Raw genomic sequence first — 22,537 nt, 5'->3', positions numbered from 1 at the left:
TATAGGAAAATAGATTCGGATTATTTCTTATATATCTGTGAACAGAATTATTTTAAAAGCTTAATTGCTACTATTACTTTAATATAATACCGAATATTCAGTCACCTATATTTGTTCCTTACTTTGTTTGATGGATACCGGCCCAAATAACAATTGGAATAAGCAGTAATGAAAGAACAGCACCAGCAATGGAAAGGGCTGCATAACTGGAATGTGCAACAACTATTCCGGATATTCCTCCTCCTAATACTCCTGACAAAGCAATCCATAAATCGATAGAACCCTGCGTTTTAGCCCGAGTAGATGGCGAAGTTGAATCTACCAGAATGGCCGTGCCGCTAATTAAGCCAAAATTCCATCCAAGCCCTAGTAAAACAAGGGCTATATTGAGTACGGCCATCGAATCAGCAGGTCCTGTTGCAGCCAAAATGCCAGAAACAAGCAGCGTAATAGCAGAAGCAATAGCCATAGCAGCACGGCCAATTTTATCAACAAGTAAGCCAGTTACTAACGATGGCAAAAACATCGCACCTATATGAAATCCAATGACCAGACCAACTTCATTCAAAGCATGTCCATGGTGTCCCATATGTATGGGTGTCATGGTCATAATGGCCATCATCACAAATTGAGTTAAAACCATTACGGCAGCTCCTGCAAAAATGCCTCGCCTGTTTACCGATAACAAATTCGAACTTTCCTCTAAATGATTGGTTTTACTTTGTGCATCTGATATTGCTTTTGCCACCATAAAGGGATCAGGACGAAGGAAAATAAATAGAACGAATCCAGCAAGTATATACGCCGCAGCCGCTAATATAAAGGGACCGGCTAAAGCAGGAATTCCTATGGATATAGCAAACTCCCCCATTACATCCACCAGGTTTGGACCTGCAACAGCACCGAATGTAGTGGAAACCATGGCCATGCTAATTGCCTTTGCCCTTTGTGTCGGGTTTGCCAGGTCAGTTCCAGCGTAGCGTGCTTGTAAGTTTGTAGCCGTTCCAGCCCCGTAGATGAGCAATGAAATAAATAATAGCAGAATGCTGTTTATTAATGATGAAACCACTACTCCAATCGCACCGATGCCTCCAGCCAAAAATCCTGCCGCAAGTCCAGGACGGCGTCCAAATCGCTGAGAAAGTCTTCCCACAAGCAGTGCAGCCCCTGCTGATCCTAACGTAAATAACGCCGTCGGAATTCCCGTTACACTATCTGTACCTAACATGTCTTGGGCTATTAATGCCCCCACTGTTACTCCTGCTGCAAGTCCTGCTCCTCCAAAAATCTGGGATATGACAACAACCATTAATGTTCTTTTATATAATTGTTGTTGTTTTTCTGAAGAACTAATGTAGCTTTGTAACGAAGCTGATTGGACATCTAACACTTTTAAACGCTCTTTTGTTAACACAATCTAACCTCCCTTTCTAGAAAGCTAATCCAATTTCTCATAATCCTCCAACTAGATTTGAATCATCTTAACACGCACAAAAAAACCATACAATATTATAATTGTATGGCGAACAATATTAGGTAAGATCGTTTAGCAGACGCTTAAGGATAATCAAACCTCGCTCAAGCTCTTCAAGCGTTTCCGGTGCACAGACAGAAACTCTTACAGCCCTCTCCGGACAACTATTTCCAACTACAAAACGTTCAGCTGCATACACTTGTACCCCTTGCTGTTTAGCTAACGTTTCAAATTCAGCACCTGTAATCTTGCCTGGCAATAGCAGCCAGCGAAAGATGCCTGTTTCAGCACCTAAGCACGTAAAGTCTGCCAGATATCTGTTTACGAGTTGGTTTCTGCGAATAGTCTGCTCCCGATGCCCCTCAATTAAGACTTCAAATTGATTCGATACAACCGTACGTGCAGCTAGTTCTGCCAGTAATGGGGAAACGGATACATTTAAGTTATAAAGTGCCTTTGATATTGGCTCCTTAAATTGACTTGGCACTGCTACATAGGCTAGTCGTAAGCCTGGTGCGAATGATTTATATAAACTTGCAATATAGATAACCTGTTCTGGTGCAAATGATGCGACTGCCGGCAGTGGTTTTTTATTGAGAAGATGGTACGATGCATCTTCAATAATGAACTGATTATACTTTTTTGCAATGGCTGCAATCATTTTTCGATTCTCTACCGACATAAAGGAAGCTGTCGGATTATGATAATCTGGGATCAAGTAAATGCCTTTAATATTTTCATTTTTACACGCATATTCAAAAGACGCTGGACTCATTTCATCGTTCTCTGATTTTATTGGTACTATTTGCACACTAAGCATCGCTGCAACAGTTTTTAAGCCAGGGTACGTATGCTGGTCAACACCAATGCGTTCTCCAGGCTTACAAAGACTTGCCAGTGTAGCAGCAATCGCATTTTGACCCCCATTTGCAAATAAAATGTGATCAATGGTTGTTTCTAACCCGCCTCTTCGGATAAGCTTTACTGCCGCATCCTTTTTCATACAATTTTTCAATAAAGCTGCATCCTTCATTATAACCCTTGGTTCCTTTTTGTACTAACCTGCCCCGTTTGTTCAAAAAGAAAAAGCCCCTTGTTCGGCAGCTATTCTTAAACATAAGCACCATTTTATGAAAGTATAATTATAATATCACACCCGCAAAATTCCCCCTCAATACTAGTTTCTCATTTTGATTCGCGCAAAGGAAAGACGCCGCTATGGACATTCTATGATTATCTTGCTTTTCATATTTATCGATTGTTACTTCACAAATGATTGTATCTCCTGTAAAAACAGGTCTCAAAAACTCGAAATTCATCGTACGGGCCAACACGTTTGCGTCTCCGCCCACTTTGGTTGGAAGAGTGGCCGTTAATAACCCTTGAACCACAAGTCTCCCCTGTTCATCCGGGGTTATATGATGAATTCCTTCATCACCTGAATTCTCTGTAAATAATTCAACATCCCTTTTTGTAAAAGTCCGTTCGAACGTAATGATGTCTCCAACTTTTAATGGCAAATAAATCTCCCTCCCCAAGGTTTTACACTGCTAGCTTTCAACAATCTGAATATTACAATAACTTTGAATAGCATTCAACTATCTTTGTCCCTTAGCAATTCTTTGGTTTTCACTTATTATTTATGTAATGAAGTTCCAATCTTTAGGCTTTATATCCTTATAAATGGCGGAAAACACAAAAAGGTGGATCAACTTTCCTGCCTGTCAGTTTACTGAATATCTCTGCTATTTCTTCTTTTGAATAATACGAAGTATTCAATTCCATAGTGATTCTTTGAGCTTCATAGCTGCATTGAGTCAATAGCCCCGCAATTCTTTGTCCTCACCTGAAATGGGATTTCCCTTTCGGCAGAAATCTATAAAGTCTTCCATGTTCATTTTTTAACCACCTAACTTTATATTATTCTAAAAATCCAAGTTAAAAATAGAATGTCCCAAAAGCCAGGCTTTCAGGACATCTTTGAACAATTTACATAGTGCTGATATCTATCACGAATCGATACTTCACATCTGAAGCTAATACTCGATCGTAAGCTTCATCTATTTGATCAGCTGTAATGACTTCAATCTTTGGAACGATGTTATGTTTTGCACAGAAATTCAGCATCTCCTGAGTCTCACGGATGCCTCCAATCATAGAACCTGCAAAGGAACGGCGATGGCCGATGAGTGAGAACACATTGACTGACAATGGCTCTGCAGGAGCACCAACGTTAACCAATGTTCCGTCAAGCGTGAGCAGTGAGAAGTAAGCATCTATGTCGATTTTCGCACTTACCGTGTTAATAATTAAGTCAAACGTTCCGGCAAGTTCCTTGAAAGTTTCCGGATCACTTGTCGCATAGTAGTGGTCTGCGCCGAATTGCAGGCCATCTTCCTTTTTATTCAATGTTTGGGAAAGAACGGTCACTTCTGCACCCATGGCATGTGCAATTTTGACAGCCATATGGCCAAGGCCACCCATACCGACAACCGCTACTTTCTTGCCCGGCCCAGCTTCCCAATGATTTAGCGGCGAATAAGTGGTAATCCCCGCACAAAGCAGTGGTGCAGCCGCGTCAAGCTCAATGCTATCAGGAATTCTGAGTACGAATTCTTCCTGTACTACAATGTGTGTAGAATACCCGCCTTGAGTTGGTTCGCCGTATTTGTCAACACCCGCGTAGGTTTGGATATTTCCCTTGAGGCAGTATTGTTCTTCTCCTTTACGGCAGTTTTCACATTCGCCGCAGGAGTCAACCATACATCCGACTCCTACCCGGTCTCCTGCCTTGTACTTTGTAACCTCTGCTCCTACTTCCGTAACAATTCCTGCAATCTCATGCCCGGGTACGAGCGGATAGTTCACAGGTCCCCACTCCCCGTGAGCAGTATGAATGTCGGAGTGGCAAATGCCAGCATATTTAATTTCAATCAGAACATCATGCATATCCAGATCGCGCCTTTCAATTTCAGCCGCTCTAAACGGCTTGTCCGGACCGTCAACAGCCCGCGCTTTAGCAGTTATCATGAATAAAACCTCCTGAATTTTTTTAAGAGAATGATAGATTTTAAAAAGAACTCAGTTAAGTTCCCATCATTTTTCTCTTTTCACAATCATGTTAAGGCTTATAGTTAACTCTAGGTCAAGCGATAAATTTTATTTTTTTCAATCCCAATAAAGTGACTTTGACATTTATAAAATACCATGATAATCTCACAACACACCTTATAGTTAACTCGAAGTCTACATTTATAAGGAGGAGATAAATAATGAAGACATACACGATCAGCGAAGTGGCAAAGGAATTGAATCTGACAGTATATACCCTGCGCTACTATGACAAAGAAGGTCTGATGCCTTTTGTAGAACGGACCCCCAGCGGAAACCGCTTGTTTAAAGAATCCGACCTTAGCGCTCTAAAAGTAATAGAATGCCTGAAAGCCACCGGGATGCCTATTAAGGAGATTAAAAATTTCATTGATTGGTGTTCTGAAGGGGATGCCACACTGCAGCAAAGATATGACATGTTTCTGGAGCGCAAAGCAAACGTAGAAGCACAAATGGAAGAACTAAGAAAAACAATGGAAGTCATCGAGCATAAATGCTTATACTACAAGACTGCACTGGAAGCCGGAACGGAAGAAATTTATAAAAAAGATATAATAGAGATTAATAATTAACAGAAAGCCACCTGTATTTCATAAACTTGTATATGAGCAGGTGGTTTTCTAATTGTATCATTTACTGCCGCCTTCGTATTTAAATCCTAACAGAAAGGAAGAAGTCAAATCCACTACTTTGTTCATTAAGGAACGAGCTTCTGGAGTTAGGTATTATATAACGATGTTACAGTGGTTTCCCCTTTTTTTCGAAATTCTCCTCTTGCACTAGAGTTAGCTCTAGCTCTTATACTTAATCTTATAAAAATAAACATGTAGATAATTAAGTTTTGGCAAGCAGACTGATATTGAACATATGCACCCATAATTGAAGAATGAATTTAAAGCCTTCCCCAGGTAGTCTGTTCTCAAATACAGAATTGGCTGCCTGTGAAATTCAGACCCTCAGCGAGCCACGGAACCCCCTTGCTGCATAGTAGGAATCTGCTCCATTATGGTACACAAAAACAGTGTCGTAGCGGCGATCACAAAAGATAGCCCCGCCAAGTTTCCTAATATTAGCAGGTGTTTGCACCCAGCTCGACGTTTTCATATCGACACTTTCAAGTTTCTGCAACTCCCGGTATTGTTCTTCCGTTAGAAGTTCAATGCCCATGGCAACTGCCATATCAATAGCGTTATTTTCTGGTTTGTGTTTTTTCCTCGACTCCAGCGCTTCTCGATCGTAACAAACACTTCTGCGGCCTTTAGGACTTTCCGCTGAACAATCATAAAAAATGTATTCGCCCGTCTCTTCATCATGGCCAACAACATCCGGTTCACCGCCGGTTCCTTCCATTTCATTGAGCGACCACAGCTTTTCAGTATTAGCATCGAGCTTAGCTTGCACATTAGCCCATTCGAGACCTTTATGTCGGTTCATGTTTTTCTCAAAACGGGCTTTCAAAGTTCTGAGTAGTTCTTCACGTTGTTCTGGTGACAACTCCGTATTTCTCTTTGTCATATTAGCTCCTCCTTGTTTTTACTCATAATTGTATAAGGACAAAACTGCCTCTTTAGCACAATAAGAAAAGCTGCGCATGACAGCCTTGATCTTTAATTTCCTTTTCAACATACATATATTCTCTATTAGTTAATTTTTAAGTATTGTATACTTACTTCATTATTCTTTACAAAGAAAATCATATATCCTCATAGTGAGTGATAATAATATTCTTTAAATTCTTTATTACATATCCATTTTTTTAATTCCTTTTCAATTAGGGGTAAAAAGATTGCATACTTAGTATCTACCAACGTTAAATCATTATTAGTAATAATTAGGCTGGGATAAATTTGATTTTTTACGTCTATTAAATTCAAATTCTATCGGCAGTTCTAAAATCTCCATTTTACTCCCCCTGCCCAAAATCATCTCCTATTGCTCTTTAGTACCATAAGAGTTCAACAAAAAGTTGCGTTAATCCTTCTTAATGTTAAATATGATATAATGATAAAAACGTCCAAACCCTTTTACACCAAGGGTTTGGACGTTTCCTAAACTAAGTTTAAGAAAGCGTTAATTTGTATTATACGAATATTTCTACCATTATTTTACATCCATTGGTCATACAGTTCTTTTATTGCTTTATGATATAAACAGCGTAAAGCTGCGTTTGATGCTGACCGTTATGCCATAACAGAACCTGTATACACGCAAATGGCATTCCCTTCCGTGCTAAATGGGCAGCAAACGTATGGCGTAAGGTATGTGTCGAAATGTGAACACCCAGCCTTTTGGTATAGCAATCAAATTCTAATTGAATGGTCCGCGGAAACATCTGACCAGTACTTTTAAAATTCACAAAAACAAACGGGATTGTGTCCTCTCGTGTATCTAAATAGGCTTTCAGATGTTCCGCACACTCTCGTTCAAATAGTACAACCCGGTCTTTTTTACGTTTCCTTTTTGTATCGTTATCATTCGTTCCGGGATCAAATTGCCACAAAATGCAAGTGCTCTTTTTTCTATATCAATCCTTTTCATAATTATAGCTAAGTTAATTTTGTAATAATAAATGTTCTACCATTTGGTTGCTTCCAGCCTGATTATACTAAAAAAGGATTAGGGCACCGGCAATAGGATTTAGGAGGAGAAGCCAAACCAAAGAGGTTGCAAATCCTGAGTAAAACAGAGTAAGTTCATTTAAAACCTCGCTACACATAAAAAACACTATCCTTTCCATGATATTACAGAAAGAATAGCGTTTTTTTCGTTAAGGGGGTAATGAGTTGTCTTAGCTTGATGGGCATGTGATAGGACCCTCTTTAGAAGTTGAATTTTTCCACCAGTTATTACTGGGCTTTTTGCAGGGGAACCGTTTGGGCCTGTGCTTTTGCTTCTTTTCTCTCCCTGGACAATGATTTATAGAGCGATATACTAATGATGCCCAATATGATCGTAAAAGGAAGAGCGGAGACTAAGGAAGCGGTTTGCAGCCCTTTTAATCCGCTGCTGGCAATTAACACGGCAGTGATTCCAGCCATTAATACCCCCCAGATCACTTTTACCCTGTTGGATGGATTCAAATCCCCTTCCGATGTCATCATGCCAAGAACGAAAACAGCTGAATCTGCCGAGGTAACAAGGAATATGACGATCAGGACTAGCATGATCACTGATAACAATGTGTATAACGGAAACTCCTTTAACAGCACGAAAATGGCAGTTGTCACATCTTGCGAAACAGCTTCGGATATGGCTGTACCCTGGAACAAATCCATGTATAATCCCGTTCCTCCGAAAATCGCCATCCATACAAACCCAATGGCTGGAGGGACAACCATTACACCTATTACAAATTCCCTGATTGTTCTTCCTTTTGAAATCCGGGCAACAAAGGAACCAACGAAAGGAGACCAGGCAATAACCCATGCCCAATAAAACACTGTCCAATCCTGAACCCACGCCTCACCTGTATATGGAGTCAAATAGAAGCTCATTTCCACAAAATGCTGGATATAATCGCCTATAGCAAGGACGAAGCTTTCAAATATGAATACGGTAGGGCCCCTGAACAGGAAGAACATCATTAAAGCAAGGACCATGATCATGTTTGTATTACTCAAAATCTTAATTCCTTTATCAATACCGGTTGTAGCTGATACTAGATAAAGAGCAAGCATGATGCCAACAATGCCGATTTGCACCAAAGGGTTGTTTGGAACTGAAAAGACATAGTTCAAGCCACCATTAATTTGCAGGACACCCATTCCCATCGATGTGGCAATTCCCGTTACGGTAGCAATGACAGCCAGTATATTAACCGCTGACTTCAGCTTTTTTCTTTTTTCAGGGTGATTTGCGCTTAAGACTTCGCCCACAAGAACCCTCCGTTTATGACGGTATTGATAATAAGCAAGAGCCAGTCCGACAATGGCAAAGACTGACCATTGATGAATGCCCCAGTTAAAAAAGGAATATCGCATGGCTACCCGGGCAGCTTCTGCTGATTGGGGCTCAACCCCAGGAAGCGGCGGAGAAGAAAAGTGAGTCAGCGGTTCTGCTACACCCCAGAAGACAATTCCTACCCCAAAACCTGCGCTGAATAGCATACTGATCCAGGCAAATAAGGAATATTCGGCTTTTTCTCCATCCGGTCCGAGTTTCATGCTTCCATATTTACTAAAAGCAAGGTATAAACAGAAGAAAACAAACACAGCCACACTGAGTAAATAAAGCCATCCAAATGATTTACTTGTGAAGCTAAAAACTGTAGAGGCATTTTTGGCAAGACTATCAGGCGAAAAGGCTCCCCAAATGGTAAAAAGTCCAACGATTATGGCTGAGATTTTAAAGACTGGATTGTTATATGAAGCGCGGTCCCTGTTTTTCTTCAAAATAAAATCCTCCTTATTAGTCTTTTTCTTTTATATGGCTCTATTAAAGCTTTGATTAAGTATTTGTGTGCCTGCTGGAAAACGGCTATGCAAGTTTGATTGAGCTAAGCTTTTTATAATGCCTGTCTGCATTTCAAGGTTAATGAATGTGGTTGAATGACATAAATTATGACTTCAGCTATCTAAAAGGAAAGGAAGACCCTCCGTTGCAGCCGGATTGTTCTTCCTCACACTATACTCAGGCAGCTTGCCTGCTGTCTGATTGTATTCAGTTTAAAAATTCCTAATAGTTGGATAATTTAAAGCAGACTACTTTTGGTTCTGTCATTTCCTGGATGGAAAATTTAATTCCTTCCCTGCCTAGCCCTGAATTTTTTACTCCCCCAAATGGCATCGCATCAATACGGTAGTCACTGCTATCATTGATCATTATTCCGCCTACCTCCATTTTTGCAATGGCTTGATGCGCTTTTTCGATATCTTTGGTAAAGATTCCGGCCTGCAAGCCATAATTTATGTCATTCGATTTACTGATTGCTTCATCAAGACAAGATACTTGATACAAAAGAACAACCGGACCAAAAATTTCTTCTTTAGCAATGGTACAATCTTCCGGGACATTTTCGAGAATAGTAGGTGCATAAAAAGCCCCGTCCCTTTTCCCGCCTGTTAATACGGCTGCTCCTTTTTCTTTCGCTTCATTGACTATTTTTTCAACCCGGATAGCTTCTTTTTCCGTAATAAGCGGCCCCATATCAGTCAGTTCTGATTGCTTATCCCCTACACAATATTGATTCGTCCTGGAAACGAATGCCTGTTGAAATACTTCATAAACAGAATCCTGAATGTAAACTCTTTGCACGCCGAGGCAATTTTGACCTGCTGCCCAAAATGCCCCGGAAACCGTTGATTCAACAGCCTCTTCCAGATCAGCATCCTCCAGCACAATGACAGGAGAATTGGACCCCAGCTCCATACTTATCTTTTTCAATCCCGCTTTCCGGGTAATTTGTTCCCCGGCGTCCAGGCCGCCAGTAAAGGTAATCATTCGTACAGCAGGATGAGTTACAAGAACATCCCCAATTTCGCTTCCATAGCCAGTAATGACCGATAATACTTTAGAAGGCAATCCGGCATGTTCAAGTGCTTCGGCAATTAAAAGGGCGCTGAGAGGAGTTACTGTTGCCGGTTTTACGATAATGGCATTCCCGGAGGCGATGGCGGGACCCACCTTATGCGCTACAAGATTTAATGGATCGTTAAAGGGCGTAATTGCGCCTATAATACCAATCGGGAAACGGCGGTAGTATCCCAGGCGGTTTTCACTCCCGGGCATCTGATCAAACGGAATGGTTTCTCCATGAATCCTTCTTGCTTCTTCTGCACTAATCCGGAAGGTCTGAATGGCTCTTGCCACTTCTTTTGAAGCTTCCCGAATAGTTTTGCTTCCTTCCTTTGCAATCGTTTTTGCATATTTTTCTTTTTTTGCTTCGATGTAGTCTGCAGCTCGATTAATAATCGCCATTCGCTGATGGACAGGCAGGGAAGCAGCAATCTTCGCCCCCTCTTTCGCTTCTTCAATACAATTAAGCATATCTTCCTTCGAAGCTGCTGGCACTGTATCAATTAAGCTGTTATCCTGCGGATCACGAACTTCAATTAATCTTTCGCCCGTCTTCCATTTCCCTGCGAGAAACATTCTTTGTCCCGTTAGTTGAGTGGTCATGCGTATTACCGCCTTTCCGTTTTAGATTGAAACAAGCTGCCTTGCACGATGAATGGAAATTAAGTCAATCAAAAGGGAGAATCCTGTCTCTATTTTTCCTGCTCCTGCACCGCTTAATGTGACTGTGCCCAAAAGATCGCATTGATACGTAATGGCATTGACAGCGCCTCTGATGGAAGCCAAGGGATCTTCAGCATCCAATTTTTCAGGAGCTATCGAGGCAATAACCTTGCCGTTTTCCTTTTTGGCTTTTGCAATTAGCTTCCAGCACTTCCCTTCCGCCTTTGCCTTTTCAATATCCTTTAAAGTGATCCCTGTAATGCCATTGCATTCCACTTCCCCGACTGATAAAGGAGCTTTCATCACATGGTTGGAGAGAATGACAATTTTATATCTTGCATCATAGCCCTCTACATCGCTGGTAGGGTCTGCCTCTGCATAGCCGAGCTTTTGTGCCTCTTTAAGAGCAGCTTCATAAGAAGCACCTTCCTGTTCCATTTTGGTCAGAATATAATTGGTTGTCCCATTTAATATGCCGCGGATTTCCGTAATGTCATTCCCGGCCAACGCAGCAGCCGGCATCCGCAGTGCTGGTGTACCGCTCATGACCGTACCCTCGAATCCCCAGCAGGCTCCATGCTTTTCCGCCATTTCAGATAGCTCCCGGTAAGCGAGGGCAACAGGTCCTTTATTGGTCATCACCACATTTTTTCCTTTTTCGAATGCAGCCTTACAGTGGCTTATGGCGGGCTGGCCGGTTTTGACATCTGTATAGGAAACCTCAATAACTGTATCTGCATTGGTATCCTTGATTGTTTTGAGGCTGTCCCACCCCCTGATTAGCCCCGGTGTTTCCGGATAATTCTCCAAATTCCCTGTTTCTTGCAGTACTCGCAAAACTGTACTGATATCCAGTCCCCCTGGATGGTAGATCGAACCTTTCATTAAATCGGAAATGGCTACAATGTCAGCTTCAAATCCCTCGTTCTGTTTAAGCGATTCTTTCTTATCACGCAAAATTTCCGCCAATCCCTGGCCAACAACCCCAAATCCTATAAACGCCAATTTATGTGCCAAGCATTTCCACCTCCAAATTTTGGTCTATTTGTAATTTCGTTTTCTTTTTTAAAAACATCCCAGCTGTTTGTGCCAAAATAACAGTTCCGATCGGCAAGCAAGCTTCATCCAAATCAAAAATCGGGGTATGAAGATCGCGCTGCCCCCCGTCTAGAGGTGCACACCCAAGAAAAAACATGGATCCTGGAATTTTCTCAGTCACATAGCCAAAGTCTTCCCCGCCAAGGCCAAATGGGCGTCTAGTAATCCCCATGCCTGGATATGTCTTTGTGATAGCTTGCGTTATCCATTGATTGATGGCAGGATGGTTTTTTAAAGCTGGCTCCCCTCTTTGGATATTCAATGAAAAGGTTCCCCCCAAATGCTCCACTATAGAAAGCGCTTTCTTTATTTCTGATGCCAAAAAATCACGAACTTCCGGTGTATAGCTCCGAATAGTACCCTGAATAACTGCCTCTGTCGGAATGATGTTGCTTGCTGTGCCGGCATGAATTTGGCCAATGCTGATAACTGCAGCATCCAACGCTGAAACTCTCCTTGCTGTAATTCCATACAGTGCCTGCATTACCGGGCCAAGCATCCAAATAGAATCGGTGCCAAGCTCCGGATAAGCCCCGTGGCCCCCTGAGCCATAAATTTTCACTTCAAAAACATCCACATTAGCCATGCTGTAGCCATCGCTGATTTGCACGTTCCCTACAGGAAGCCATGGACAGACATGGAGGGCAAGGGCAGCTTCAGCCTGATCATATGCCCCGGCACGGACCATGTACGGAGAACCGGAAAGTCCGTTTGCATCGGTACTCTCCTCTGCCGGCTGAAAAATAAATTTAACCGTCCCTTTCAATTCGCCTTTTTTAAAATGGTCCGAGAGGATGGAAGCGGCCCCGAGGAGAATAGAGGTATGTGCATCATGGCCGCAAGCATGCATCACACCTTTATTCTTGGACGAATAGCCTGTTCTATTTTCCTCCGTAATCGGCAAGGCATCCATATCGGCCCTTAGTGCAATGGCTGGTCCATCCCCCGATGTCAAAGTGCCCACTACTCCTGTTTCAATCCCAACTCCTGTTTCTACTTCCATTCCATCCATTTCCCTTAGCACATCTGCAACAAAACGGGAGGTCCCGAACTCCTGAAAACTAAGTTCGGGATGCTGATGAAAATGACGGCGCCATTCAACCAGACGACCTGCCAAATTATTCGCTTGCTCAACGATAGGATGATTATCTGACATCATCTCTCACCTCAATCGGAACTAGTAATCTACTTTACCTGCAAAACACTTTCGGCATGGCTAAATGCCTGTTCAAAGTCTGCAATGATGTCCTCAATTTCCTCAATTCCGCAGGAGACACGGATTAACCCTTCCGGAATGCCAACCGCTGCACGCTCCTCAGGCGTACATTCCACATGACTGGTTGTTCGTGCCGGCCCTACTGTTGTTTCGACAGCTCCTAGGTTTGCAGCGCGGTTGGCGAATTGCAATTTCGGAAGCAAATCACGGACTGTATCTACTCCGCCTTTGACTGCAAAGCTGAGCATACCGCCAAAATCCTTCATTTGTTTTTTGGCAATATGATGGTTTGGGTGTGTTTCAATCCCTGGATAATAAACAGATTCCACCATATCTTTTGTCTGCAGGTATTTTGCAAGCGCCATTGCATTTTCACATTGCTGACGGACACGAAGGTGAAGAGTTTTCATGCCGCGGATCATCAGATAAGCTGCCATCGGATCCATTGTGGCGCCATTGATTTCGCGATAGTGATAGATTTTTTCCACAAGTTCATGCGGACCGCAAACGACTCCGCCAAGTGCATCAGCATGCCCGCCGAGGAACTTTGTAGCACTGTGGATAACAAGATCCACACCCAGTGAAATGGGATTCTGATTCATTGGTGTTGCAAATGTATTGTCCACAATGACAATGGCTCCGGATTCGTGTCCGGCTCTTGCCATACGCTCGATGTCGGTAATCTTGACGGTTGGATTCGTCGGTGTTTCGAGGTAAAGAATTTTGCACCCTTTTGCCACTTCCGCTTCTATTTGCTCGTGATTCCCTGTTTCGCAAAGAACCACATCGATTTGCTGGCGGGGCAGAAATTCCGTAAAAATTTTGTTCGTTCCGCCATAAGTGTCCTTCATCGATACAATGCGATCGCCCGGCACCAAAAACGTGGATAATGTATTGCTGATCGCAGCCATGCCTGTTGAAAAGCTTGTCGCTGCTTCGGCGCCTTCCAGAATTTTCACTTTATCTTCAAATGCCTGTACGGTAGGATTCGTATTTCTTCCGTAAATATGTCCCTTTTTCTTCCCAATCGCCACATCATACCACTCATCCATATCATCATATCCATATGCCACACTGAGTACGATGGGCACCTGGGTGGCTCCATGCACCAAATAATCCTTTTCTCCTGCCCACACTGCTTTTGTACCTGCCTGAACATTTTCTTTTACCATACGATCACTCCTTCTCAGTTTTTTAATACCAGTTTCTTGTTCTCAACTCTCAATCCGATTTCCCGCTTCTCCATTTCGCTGTATGCAAACAAGGCAATGACGGTATCCTGGACTCCTGTACCAGTTAAATCACAAACCGTGATTTCCTCGTCATTTATCCGCCCGCTTAGCTTTCCGGATGTTAATTGGCCCAGTTCAATAATGGGCGATTCATTCGTTAATACTCCTTTGTTAAGTGCGTGATGCAATTCTCCAAGCCTTGCACACTGTGCTTTTGTATCGCATATAAGCTTATCCGCCCGGACAAGAACTTCTGCTTCAAGCTCCTGCTTATGTTCAGCATCTGATCCCATAGCCGTAATATGAAGTCCGGGGTGAAGCCATTCTGCTTTGATCACCGGCTCTTTTGTCGGAGTAGTCGTAATTACCGTATCACTGTTACGCACCAGAACTTCGGCACTCTCTGCCACTTGGACCTCAACCCCCAATTCGGCGGACATGTCTTCGGCATATTTTCTCGAGCGGTCCTCTGACCTGGAATAAACCAGGATTCTTTTAAAATTCCGTACGAGTTTGAGAGCCCTTGCCTGGTACCTCGCCTGGCTTCCGGCTCCAATCACACCGACTGTTTCAATGTTTTCACGGGAAAGATAGTTTGCAGCAATCGCTCCCGCTGCGGCTGTCCGTACCTCGGTCAAATAGCCGTTATCCAGCAGCATTGCCTTGGGGATGCCTGTTTGAGTACTGATCAAGAGCATAAGTCCATTGCCGCTTGGGAGTCCAAGCTTATAATTGTTGAAAAATCCGGAAGATACTTTGATTGCAAACATGCCTTCCCCTTTTACATATGCGGTTTTGACATCCACTTCCCCATTTTGGTCGTGCAGGTCCACACGCATAATCGGCGGCATGACGGCTTCATCTTCTGCAAGCTTCGTAAATCCTGCTTCCACAATAGCGATCGCTTCATTGTTCAGTTGGACATACTGTTTAAGTTCCTGCTCTGTATAAATTAGCATCCCTTCGCTTCACCTCCTAGATTTTTGTTAGTGATGCTTCTTTTATATATAAGTCCCTTGGGAGTTCTGCAAATGTTTCGCATCCATTTTCGGTTACCCTGAATGATTCACTTGCTTCGAAACCATATTGATCAAGCCAGATACCCGGGATCAAATGGAATGTCATATTGGGCTGAAGGATGGTTTTATCTCCTTTGCGGATGCTCGCTGTATGCTCGCCCCAATCTGGAGGATAGTTCAGACCCATGGAATATCCCAGGCGCGATTCCTTTATAATTCCGCTCTTTTCAATCGATTTTCTCCATGCTTCCTCAATTTCTTCGCAGGCAATCCCTGGCTTAATCATATCGAGACAAGCGTTCAATCCTTCGACAACTACTTCCGAAAGTGCTTTAATTTTTTCGGAAGGCTGGCCGATATGGACGGTTCTAGCAAGAGGGGAATGATAGCGCTTATAGCATCCGGCCAGTTCCAGAATCACAAGCTCGCCTGATTTATAACGCTGGTCCGTCCAGGTTAAATGCGGAGTGGAAGTTCTTTCTCCTGATGGGAGAAGAGGCATGATCGCCGGGTAGTCCCCGCCGAATTCATCCGTGCCTGTTATTTGTGTATGAAAGATTTTCGCTGCAACATCACATTCCCGTACGCCTTCATTAACCAGCTCAATTCCTGCTGCCATTGTTTTCTCCACAATTTTTGCTGCTCGCTTCATATACTCAATCTCTGTTTCGGACTTTATAATGCGGACCCAGTTTACCAGCAGGGATGCATCGCGGAAACTAGCATTCGGAAGTCCCTTTTTCAGTTGCTCATAGCATTTTGCAGTGAAATAATAGTTTTCCATCTCAACACCGATAAAACGGTTTTGCTGTCCGATTTGCTTTAAAATATCTGCTACAAAATCCATTGGATGTTTGGTTTCAGATTGTACATAATCGTCAGGGTAGGGAATGATATTTTCATGATAAAGCCATGTCGTTACTTTGGCTCCATTTGCATCCTGTCCCCTGCCAATCCAAATCGGCTGTTCTTCATCAATGATGATGATAAGCATTTGATGCACATAGAAGGACCATCCGTCATAACCGGATAAATAATTCATATTAGCGGGATCCGTAATAAGCAAAACTTCAATCCCTTCTGCTGCCATTCTTTCTTTTGTTTTCAAGATTCTCTTTTTATACTCTGCTGTTCCAAATGACATGGTGGTGCTCCCTCCTACCAAACCAGTATTTAATTTTCAGGTATTTCGTTTGTAGATTCATTATAGTGTCAGGGTAAGAAATCTATCATCCGCAAAGTTGTATGAAAATTCAAATTTTATTTTAGTCAAATTATCAAAAGATTAAGAATTCAACAATTTCAAAAATGTCAGTAAAAAATATTTTCCTAAAATTGAATTATGGGCAAAAATGGGTGCTGATTTAGCTTCTTAAATGATTGGAGCGGATGGTTCGTGATTCTCCTGTCCAAGAGAGACCAATAACAGGGAGAGAGCCGGGGAGGGAAGCGGATCCGAGAAAGTGAGGCTTTTGAAGTTTAACAGAAACCTGTTTTCGCAAAGTTTGTTGCTTTCGAGCCATTTTAATCACTGAGTTGATTGGAGCGGAAGGCGCGAGATCCTCGAAAATGCTATCGCATTTTCTTCGTGCGGTGTCCATTCGAGGAAGCTTATTCAACGTCCTACGGTAGTAGCGTTCCAAGGGAGACCCCGCAGACGCAGAGCGTCGAGGAGGCTCCCGGTAGCCCCGTGTGTCGCTGAGTGCCTGTAGCGGAAATCAACGGGCAGAGTTCTTAAGCAAAAACAACAATCTATACGAAAAGAGCCAACAAAAAAAAATAAAAAACTGCGGAAAAAATCCACAAAGGATTTCTGCCGCAGTTCTATTTTTTTCAATAAAATTAATTTTGACCTACCATAATGGCATGTTCTCCTATTTTCCAAATCTTTATGCTCAGATCCAAAAGAAATAAATCATCCGGATCAATAAGGGAAAGACCTGTCAAATATTCAATCTTTCTTAGTCGGTATAGCAAAGACTGCCGATGAAGATTGAGCGACCTTGCTGTCTGGCTTACATTTCCATGAAACTGGTTATAGGCGATGAAAGTGCCGATCAAATCCATGTGTCGCTGTTCGTCATAATTCACAAGAGGCTCAATCGTTGACATTATTATTTCTTTCATCTCTTTATTGCTCGCAAAATTTAATAGCACCCTGTCCACTTTTGTTTGCTCATACATCATCCGCTGCCCGGAACCCTTTTTTCGCCGCCCGATACTTAAAGCAGTGTTTGCATGACGAAAGCTTTCCCCAAATCCTGAAATTCCTTCAAAGGCATTGCCGATGCCCCAGGATATGACAACCTCCGGAAGCAAATTTCCCAGGCGCCTTTCTACAAGGTCAAGGAAATTCGTCGCGTTTTCATTTCCTTTTACCCCTGGGGTTTCCAGGAAAATGACAAGCTGTTCACCCTGATAGGTCATCATCATGTCCTTTTTAAGGGACTGGGCAGCATAGTAGATTTCTTCCTCGATATAATGGATCATGCTTTCGAGCCAATGTTCATAGGAATCATAGTCCTGTTTGCGCTTTTGGAATAGTATTTTCATATTTTCCGGATATCCGACAATACACACATACGGATGTTTAAGATTATATCCAAGCAATTTTGCCCTTGAATCTGCTTGTTCAAATGAGAGAAATTCGCCTTTAGAAAGCTCCTGTACAAAATCGCTGCGAAGACGCATTTTTGTCTCTTCAATGGCATTTTTCCTTGAAAGCCAAAGAGCAATCGTGGTTGCGGCATGCTCTAACACATTAACCCGAAAGAGAGTGAGAAAGGATTCGATCGATTCGGAACTAGGAACCATTACAAATATATAGCCTTGTGGATTGTCGGCTACCTGGAGCACCGGAATCTGAAAAACAGTTCGGTTTTCTATCTCAACCATTTGGAACTTTTGGAACATGGGGTCTCCTTTTAAAAGAGTGGTTTCTTTCCTTGATGGAAGGATTCCTTGCAGGACATATTTTTTCCACTTTTTTATAAAGGCTTGTGAGTGGATGCTTTTTTCCTGAAGGGTGCCAGCTCGGTCTGTAATGGCGATCGGGTACCCAATATGCTTTTCAACGAATTTTGAGATTTCCTTCAGGTCCGTGTCTTTTAGAATGAATTTAAGAAGTTCCTGCTGAACCTTTTCTGATTTTTCACGTTCTTTATATTCGATGTCATTAATCTCTTTCATGACCGATTCTATAATACTGGAAAAACGGATTTCCCATGGAATCTCAATAATAATAAAATTATTCTTTTCGGCCAATTCTATTACCTCAGTGGGAATATCGAAAATGTATCTTCCCAAAGCGACCATCAGCGCGGAAGCGTCGGAGTCGATCACATCCTGAACAAACTTTTTGAAAGTTTCGGCGTCCTCCCCGCAGCCAATCCCTGTCGTCAATACCGCTTCATTTTTTCGGACAAAGTTTTCCACTGGCATTTCGATGGCTGAAATCCATTGGATGTGACGTTTTTCGGCATATTCCTTTCCTGTAACAATCTTGGCGCTATTGAGAATCATGTATTTTAGTACATCTTTAACTGTTAATCTCATGTTGGCTCCCCTCTGAACACCTTAAGATTAATAAGATAAAAGACTTTTATTATAGGAAACCATATTCAGACAGCAACGTCTACTATTAATTTTATGCTCTTCCAGTTAATATTTTATTAATATAACAATGTCATCATATTTCCATATTAATCGTGGGGAAAGGATTCTATTCTTTTGCCAAAAGTGCGAATTCAGGAATCCTGGCTCTGTATTTCATAAGGACTAAAATTAAGCTAATGCTGGACTTTTTTGCTATATTTTTAATCTTTCTTAAATACGATAGCCCGTGATGTGGAAATTTCCATCGGTACAGAATATTTTGAATCCTTCGGTACCTCGGCAGTAATTATCAACCCCACCCATCGTTACAAATTGCATAATCTTGAATTACCCGATGAATGACAGAAAGATCCACATTATGTCCGCTGATGATTACAGCAACGTCCCCCTCCTGCCGGGGAATTTTCCCGCCTAAAATTGCTGCAATTCCAGTGGCTGCCGCTCCCTCCATAATCATTCTGTGCTTATCTATTATAAAAGCCATGCTGTATGCAATCTCCTCTTCGGGAATCAGATAAGCGTTATCCATGTATTCCTGAACCATACGGAAGGTGTATCTGTTATCCAGACCGATTCCGCCCAGCAAGCTGTCGGCAAGAGTCTCACTCTCTTCAAGCAATACAGGTTGCCCCGCTTTTAAACTCTCATGCATTACAGCAGATTTTTCCATACAAACACCTGAAACTCTTATCCCCTTGTCATTTGATTTTACGGCGAGCCCAATCCCTGAAAGAAGACCTCCACCTGAAAGGGGGACAATCACATCTGTTAAGTTCGGAAGTTCCTCCAAAAGCTCCAACCCGATCGTTCCCTGTCCGGCAATCACATAGGGATCATCGAACGGCTGAATTACAGTCAGCCCTTCCATCCTCTCCAGCTCATAGCACCGTTCCCCGGCGGCATCCTGGCTGTCACCGTAAATGTCTATTTTGGCTCCCAGCCTTTTTAATGAATCGATCTTAGCTTTAGGGACACGGTTTGATAAGCATACAACGGCCTTAACTCCAAGCTTTTTTGCCACATACGCAACAGCCATTCCATGGTTCCCCGTTGAATATGTAGCGATTCCTCGCCCTCTCTCTTCGGAGCTTAAGCTCAAAATTTTATTCGCTGCCCCTCTGACTTTAAAGGCTCCAATTTCATGAACATTTTCCAGTTTCAAAAAAACCCTCCGGCCCATTTTTTCAGACAGGACCGCTGATTGAATCAATGGAGTCTTATATACCAGGGAAGAAATTCGTTTCTTTGCTTCCCAAATATCGCGGATGGAAATCCCTATTCTTCCCTTCACAGATTTTAAATGCATCAATGTTTGTTCCCCTCCATAAAAGAATTTCTTGAATTAATAGTAGTCCGATATTTCAGATAATTCAATTGTCCAAAGTGCTAATAAAAGGGAAAATTTTTTCATACAAATTTTATAACACTGTTGGAAATTTTTTTGTAAACTTGACCATAAATGATGGAATAATTATCAATTAAGTCCTCCTTTTTTATTTCTTTTTAAATTGGACGCTGTTAGAGCAGTAAATTCTCTTCCCCTCTCCTTTTGTCCAGTTGTACATAAAACAATAACGCTTTTTATTTATGAATAACATTCTTAACATAAAAGGAATGTCTTTTTGAACTGCTTCCCCTACTGTCTTTTATTTATTATCTTCTGTAACACTCAGTGAAATCACCTCAATTCTTTATTCGGCTAAACTCCCTCAATAAAAGAAAGCAGAAAGACAGAAATATCAATAAACGCCGTTTTAAAAAAACGTTAATTCATAATAAAGCGTTAATCCTTCTTAGATCAGCGCCCTGTTAGCTTCAGCAATTTCTTCACAAATTTCTAACACCTTACTAAGTTTTCATTCGAATTTTAGAATTAATAGTCTGCCATTCATTGATAAATGCCTAATAGTGATCAAAGGAGAAGGTTCCCCCATTCTCACACTAACAGTATGGAAAAGCCTTCTATCTTTATATCGTTTTACCTATTCAGGCCTACATAAGCAAGCTTTACAGGACAGGAACAAATGGTTGAATCTCTTCAAGAGCGACAGCCTAATTATGTGGTATGGTGGACGGAGAAGTTAACAGATGTTTAATGGAAGGAGGCTTTCAAGAGATACGACTTTTATATTCAATATGGGCCAGATCCTTTTGTATTTGACTTTAAGCACGCTTTTGATGAATTTGGGGAAACTACCTTGCTTAAATAGCTGGGGTCAATTCTCCTGCTCTATATAGGAAACAGAGCATCTCCTTATTGAACAAACCTGCCCCTTCGTTCAATAAGAAAAAACCGCCTGGTTTGGCAGCTGATCTTCCCCATAGGCACCCTATCGTTGAATAATTATTAAAACAAAAATTGAAGCCACTTATGTTCTGGCTTATGCAATTCCAATGAATAACGAAGCCATTGTTTCTGCTCATTACCGAGATAATCCTTTATTGCCATGAAGTCTTGATGGTCTTTTTCTCTTGTGTTTTTCGCCTTATATAAAAGTACAATTTCTGGCTTTAGATAAGGGATGCCTGTTGCAGAATAGCTCCAAACTGAATTGAGAGGGGAGGAAATCCTTGGATCTCTCCTGAATTTCCAATTATGATCTTTGGTTTCATTCAGAAGAATTTCTATTTCTTCTCTATTTAATTTATTCGAAGCATGTATCTCGTGAACTGGTAACTCTAAAAACTCATTTCCCCAAGTATGGAATTCACCTTTAATGACCTTTTTGAACTCCCATTCTTTTAGATAATGTTTTAAATCAAGCTGGTCTTTTCGGAAAACAGCAAACTCCAGATCTTTATGTTCCCTTGTTTCTTTACCGATAAAAAGGTCAATCGCCCATCCCCCAGCAATGAACCACGCTTTATTAAATCCTGCCATTAATAGGGTAATACGCTGACATTGTTCAAATGACATATAATTCCCCCCATATTTAGAAAAATTATCTCTATACGATTCTTTTTCTATATGAATTTCCTCTTTCTTCTCAAACTAACTCTGTTTATTGAATAAAAAATGCTGTGGCCTCTTGAGCAAGGCACCGTTTTATTAAAAAGTATCGTTCTTGCTCCAAGGCAACCGACAAATAAATAAGGTGCCTAAGTCAATAACGCATTCATACATCTAGGGCACCTATTATATTCTCCTTTGTCCCTTCTGTCCTAACGCCAAATAAAAAGAGGTATAATCAGACAGCTACTCTGCCCAACTATACCTCTATTATTTTGGATTAATTTTCAATGCTTTTTTCTATGTTAAAAAGACGCTTGTCCATTTCTGTTATCCTATTGTTCAAGTATTCCACTTCAAAATCCGTTTTCTTTTTCTGCAATTTCAACATGGAAATTACGTCTTCAGCTTGTGAGGCTTCGATTCTGTTTACCGTATCTTCAACTCTAATAAGTCGGGTATCTATACCCTTTAGCTGGGATTCTACACCCTCCAACCGGGTATCCATTCTTTCAAGCCTTTCACTCATTTTAATCAAAAGATCCATCATTTGGCTTTCCATTTCCGTTCACCATCCATTTGTTTTATTATAAAATATTTCAATAATGCTTTCTACTGTTTTATAGTCTAATGACAAAATAACTA

Annotated in this window: 18 protein-coding genes and 2 pseudogenes; 2 read left to right on the top strand and 18 right to left on the bottom strand. The window is 41.7% G+C overall.

The features are described from left to right. Positions 1 to 118 precede the first annotated feature (118 nt). The 4 genes and pseudogenes from IQ19_RS23555 to IQ19_RS23535 form a co-directional block, all read right to left on the bottom strand. Positions 119 to 1,414: an MFS transporter gene (locus IQ19_RS23555; protein ID WP_144545676.1), complete on the bottom strand. Its 1,296-nt coding sequence runs from the start codon at positions 1,412 to 1,414 to the stop codon at positions 119 to 121. Positions 1,415 to 1,532: 118 nt separating this feature from the next. Next, positions 1,533 to 2,474 (bottom strand): annotated as a pseudogene (locus IQ19_RS23550) (aminotransferase-like domain-containing protein); the annotation flags it as partial. Positions 2,475 to 2,616: 142 nt separating this feature from the next. Further along, positions 2,617 to 2,994, bottom strand: a complete 378-nt coding sequence (locus IQ19_RS23545; RefSeq protein WP_144545674.1) for a hotdog domain-containing protein — start codon at positions 2,992 to 2,994, stop codon at positions 2,617 to 2,619. 469 nt (positions 2,995 to 3,463) lie between these two features. After that, positions 3,464 to 4,504, bottom strand: a complete 1,041-nt coding sequence (locus IQ19_RS23535; RefSeq protein WP_144545672.1) for an NAD(P)-dependent alcohol dehydrogenase — start codon at positions 4,502 to 4,504, stop codon at positions 3,464 to 3,466. Between the two features lie 242 nt (positions 4,505 to 4,746). On the opposite strand from IQ19_RS23535, the gene IQ19_RS23530 reads away from it, so the two are divergent. Continuing rightward, positions 4,747 to 5,157 carry a MerR family transcriptional regulator gene (locus IQ19_RS23530; RefSeq protein WP_144545669.1) on the top strand — a complete coding sequence of 137 codons (411 nt, stop codon included), beginning with the start codon at positions 4,747 to 4,749 and terminating at the stop codon, positions 5,155 to 5,157. Positions 5,158 to 5,533: 376 nt separating this feature from the next. Here IQ19_RS23530 and IQ19_RS23525 read toward each other — a convergent pair whose 3' ends face one another. The 12 genes and pseudogenes from IQ19_RS23525 to eutB all read right to left on the bottom strand — a co-directional run bounded on the left by IQ19_RS23525 (position 5,534) and on the right by eutB (position 20,248). Beyond that, positions 5,534 to 6,100, bottom strand: a complete 567-nt coding sequence (locus IQ19_RS23525; RefSeq protein ID WP_144545667.1) for a DUF4256 domain-containing protein — start codon at positions 6,098 to 6,100, stop codon at positions 5,534 to 5,536. Positions 6,101 to 6,284: 184 nt separating this feature from the next. Continuing rightward, positions 6,285 to 6,487, bottom strand: a pseudogene (locus IQ19_RS23520) (MBL fold metallo-hydrolase); the annotation flags it as partial. Between the two features lie 229 nt (positions 6,488 to 6,716). Then, positions 6,717 to 7,085, bottom strand: a complete 369-nt coding sequence (locus IQ19_RS23515) for a tyrosine-type recombinase/integrase (RefSeq protein WP_158638894.1) — start codon at positions 7,083 to 7,085, stop codon at positions 6,717 to 6,719. A gap of 346 nt (positions 7,086 to 7,431) precedes the next feature. Then, the gene (locus IQ19_RS23510; RefSeq protein WP_144545663.1) at positions 7,432 to 8,976 is read right to left on the bottom strand and encodes a BCCT family transporter; all 1,545 of its coding nucleotides are present in this window, start codon (positions 8,974 to 8,976) and stop codon (positions 7,432 to 7,434) included. A 283-nt stretch (positions 8,977 to 9,259) separates the two neighbouring features. Further along, positions 9,260 to 10,702 (bottom strand): aldehyde dehydrogenase family protein, encoded by a 1,443-nt coding sequence (locus IQ19_RS23505; protein ID WP_144545661.1) that lies wholly within the window; start codon positions 10,700 to 10,702, stop codon positions 9,260 to 9,262. A 21-nt stretch (positions 10,703 to 10,723) separates the two neighbouring features. Continuing rightward, positions 10,724 to 11,779 carry a homoserine dehydrogenase gene (locus tag IQ19_RS23500; protein WP_144545659.1) on the bottom strand — a complete coding sequence of 352 codons (1,056 nt, stop codon included), beginning with the start codon at positions 11,777 to 11,779 and terminating at the stop codon, positions 10,724 to 10,726. Then, complete coding sequence (locus IQ19_RS23495; protein WP_144545743.1) at positions 11,769 to 13,016, bottom strand: M20 metallopeptidase family protein; 1,248 nt, start codon at positions 13,014 to 13,016, stop codon at positions 11,769 to 11,771. The genes IQ19_RS23500 and IQ19_RS23495 overlap by 11 nt, the downstream gene beginning before the upstream one ends. Positions 13,017 to 13,045: 29 nt before the next feature. After that, complete coding sequence (locus IQ19_RS23490) at positions 13,046 to 14,248, bottom strand: cystathionine gamma-synthase family protein (RefSeq protein ID WP_144545657.1); 1,203 nt, start codon at positions 14,246 to 14,248, stop codon at positions 13,046 to 13,048. 14 nt (positions 14,249 to 14,262) lie between these two features. Further along, complete coding sequence (locus tag IQ19_RS23485; RefSeq protein ID WP_144545655.1) at positions 14,263 to 15,267, bottom strand: cyclodeaminase; 1,005 nt, start codon at positions 15,265 to 15,267, stop codon at positions 14,263 to 14,265. Between the two features lie 16 nt (positions 15,268 to 15,283). Next, complete coding sequence (locus tag IQ19_RS23480; protein WP_144545653.1) at positions 15,284 to 16,471, bottom strand: M24 family metallopeptidase; 1,188 nt, start codon at positions 16,469 to 16,471, stop codon at positions 15,284 to 15,286. Positions 16,472 to 17,169: 698 nt separating this feature from the next. Beyond that, on the bottom strand, positions 17,170 to 18,882 hold the full coding sequence (locus IQ19_RS23475; protein ID WP_144545651.1) for a PucR family transcriptional regulator: 1,713 nt from the start codon (positions 18,880 to 18,882) through the stop codon (positions 17,170 to 17,172). Positions 18,883 to 19,231: 349 nt separating this feature from the next. Beyond that, the gene (gene eutB / locus IQ19_RS23470; RefSeq protein WP_144545741.1) at positions 19,232 to 20,248 is read right to left on the bottom strand and encodes a hydroxyectoine utilization dehydratase EutB; all 1,017 of its coding nucleotides are present in this window, start codon (positions 20,246 to 20,248) and stop codon (positions 19,232 to 19,234) included. A gap of 602 nt (positions 20,249 to 20,850) precedes the next feature. Here eutB and IQ19_RS28730 point away from each other — a divergent pair. Beyond that, positions 20,851 to 21,027: a DUF3291 domain-containing protein gene (locus IQ19_RS28730; RefSeq protein ID WP_242021107.1), complete on the top strand. Its 177-nt coding sequence runs from the start codon at positions 20,851 to 20,853 to the stop codon at positions 21,025 to 21,027. A 262-nt stretch (positions 21,028 to 21,289) separates the two neighbouring features. Here the strand turns inward: IQ19_RS28730 and IQ19_RS23460 are convergent, their stop codons facing one another. Continuing rightward, positions 21,290 to 21,859: a nucleotidyltransferase domain-containing protein gene (locus IQ19_RS23460; protein WP_144545649.1), complete on the bottom strand. Its 570-nt coding sequence runs from the start codon at positions 21,857 to 21,859 to the stop codon at positions 21,290 to 21,292. 313 nt (positions 21,860 to 22,172) lie between these two features. After that, positions 22,173 to 22,454: a hypothetical protein gene (locus IQ19_RS23455; RefSeq protein ID WP_144545646.1), complete on the bottom strand. Its 282-nt coding sequence runs from the start codon at positions 22,452 to 22,454 to the stop codon at positions 22,173 to 22,175. Between the last annotated feature and the right edge of the window lie 83 nt (positions 22,455 to 22,537).

Source organism: Cytobacillus oceanisediminis (assembly GCF_007830235.1).
GTDB classification, from domain to species: domain Bacteria; phylum Bacillota; class Bacilli; order Bacillales; family Cytobacillaceae; genus Cytobacillus; species Cytobacillus oceanisediminis.
Note: the sequence above shows the minus strand (reverse complement) of the source record. Positions and strands in the feature narration are given on the sequence as shown.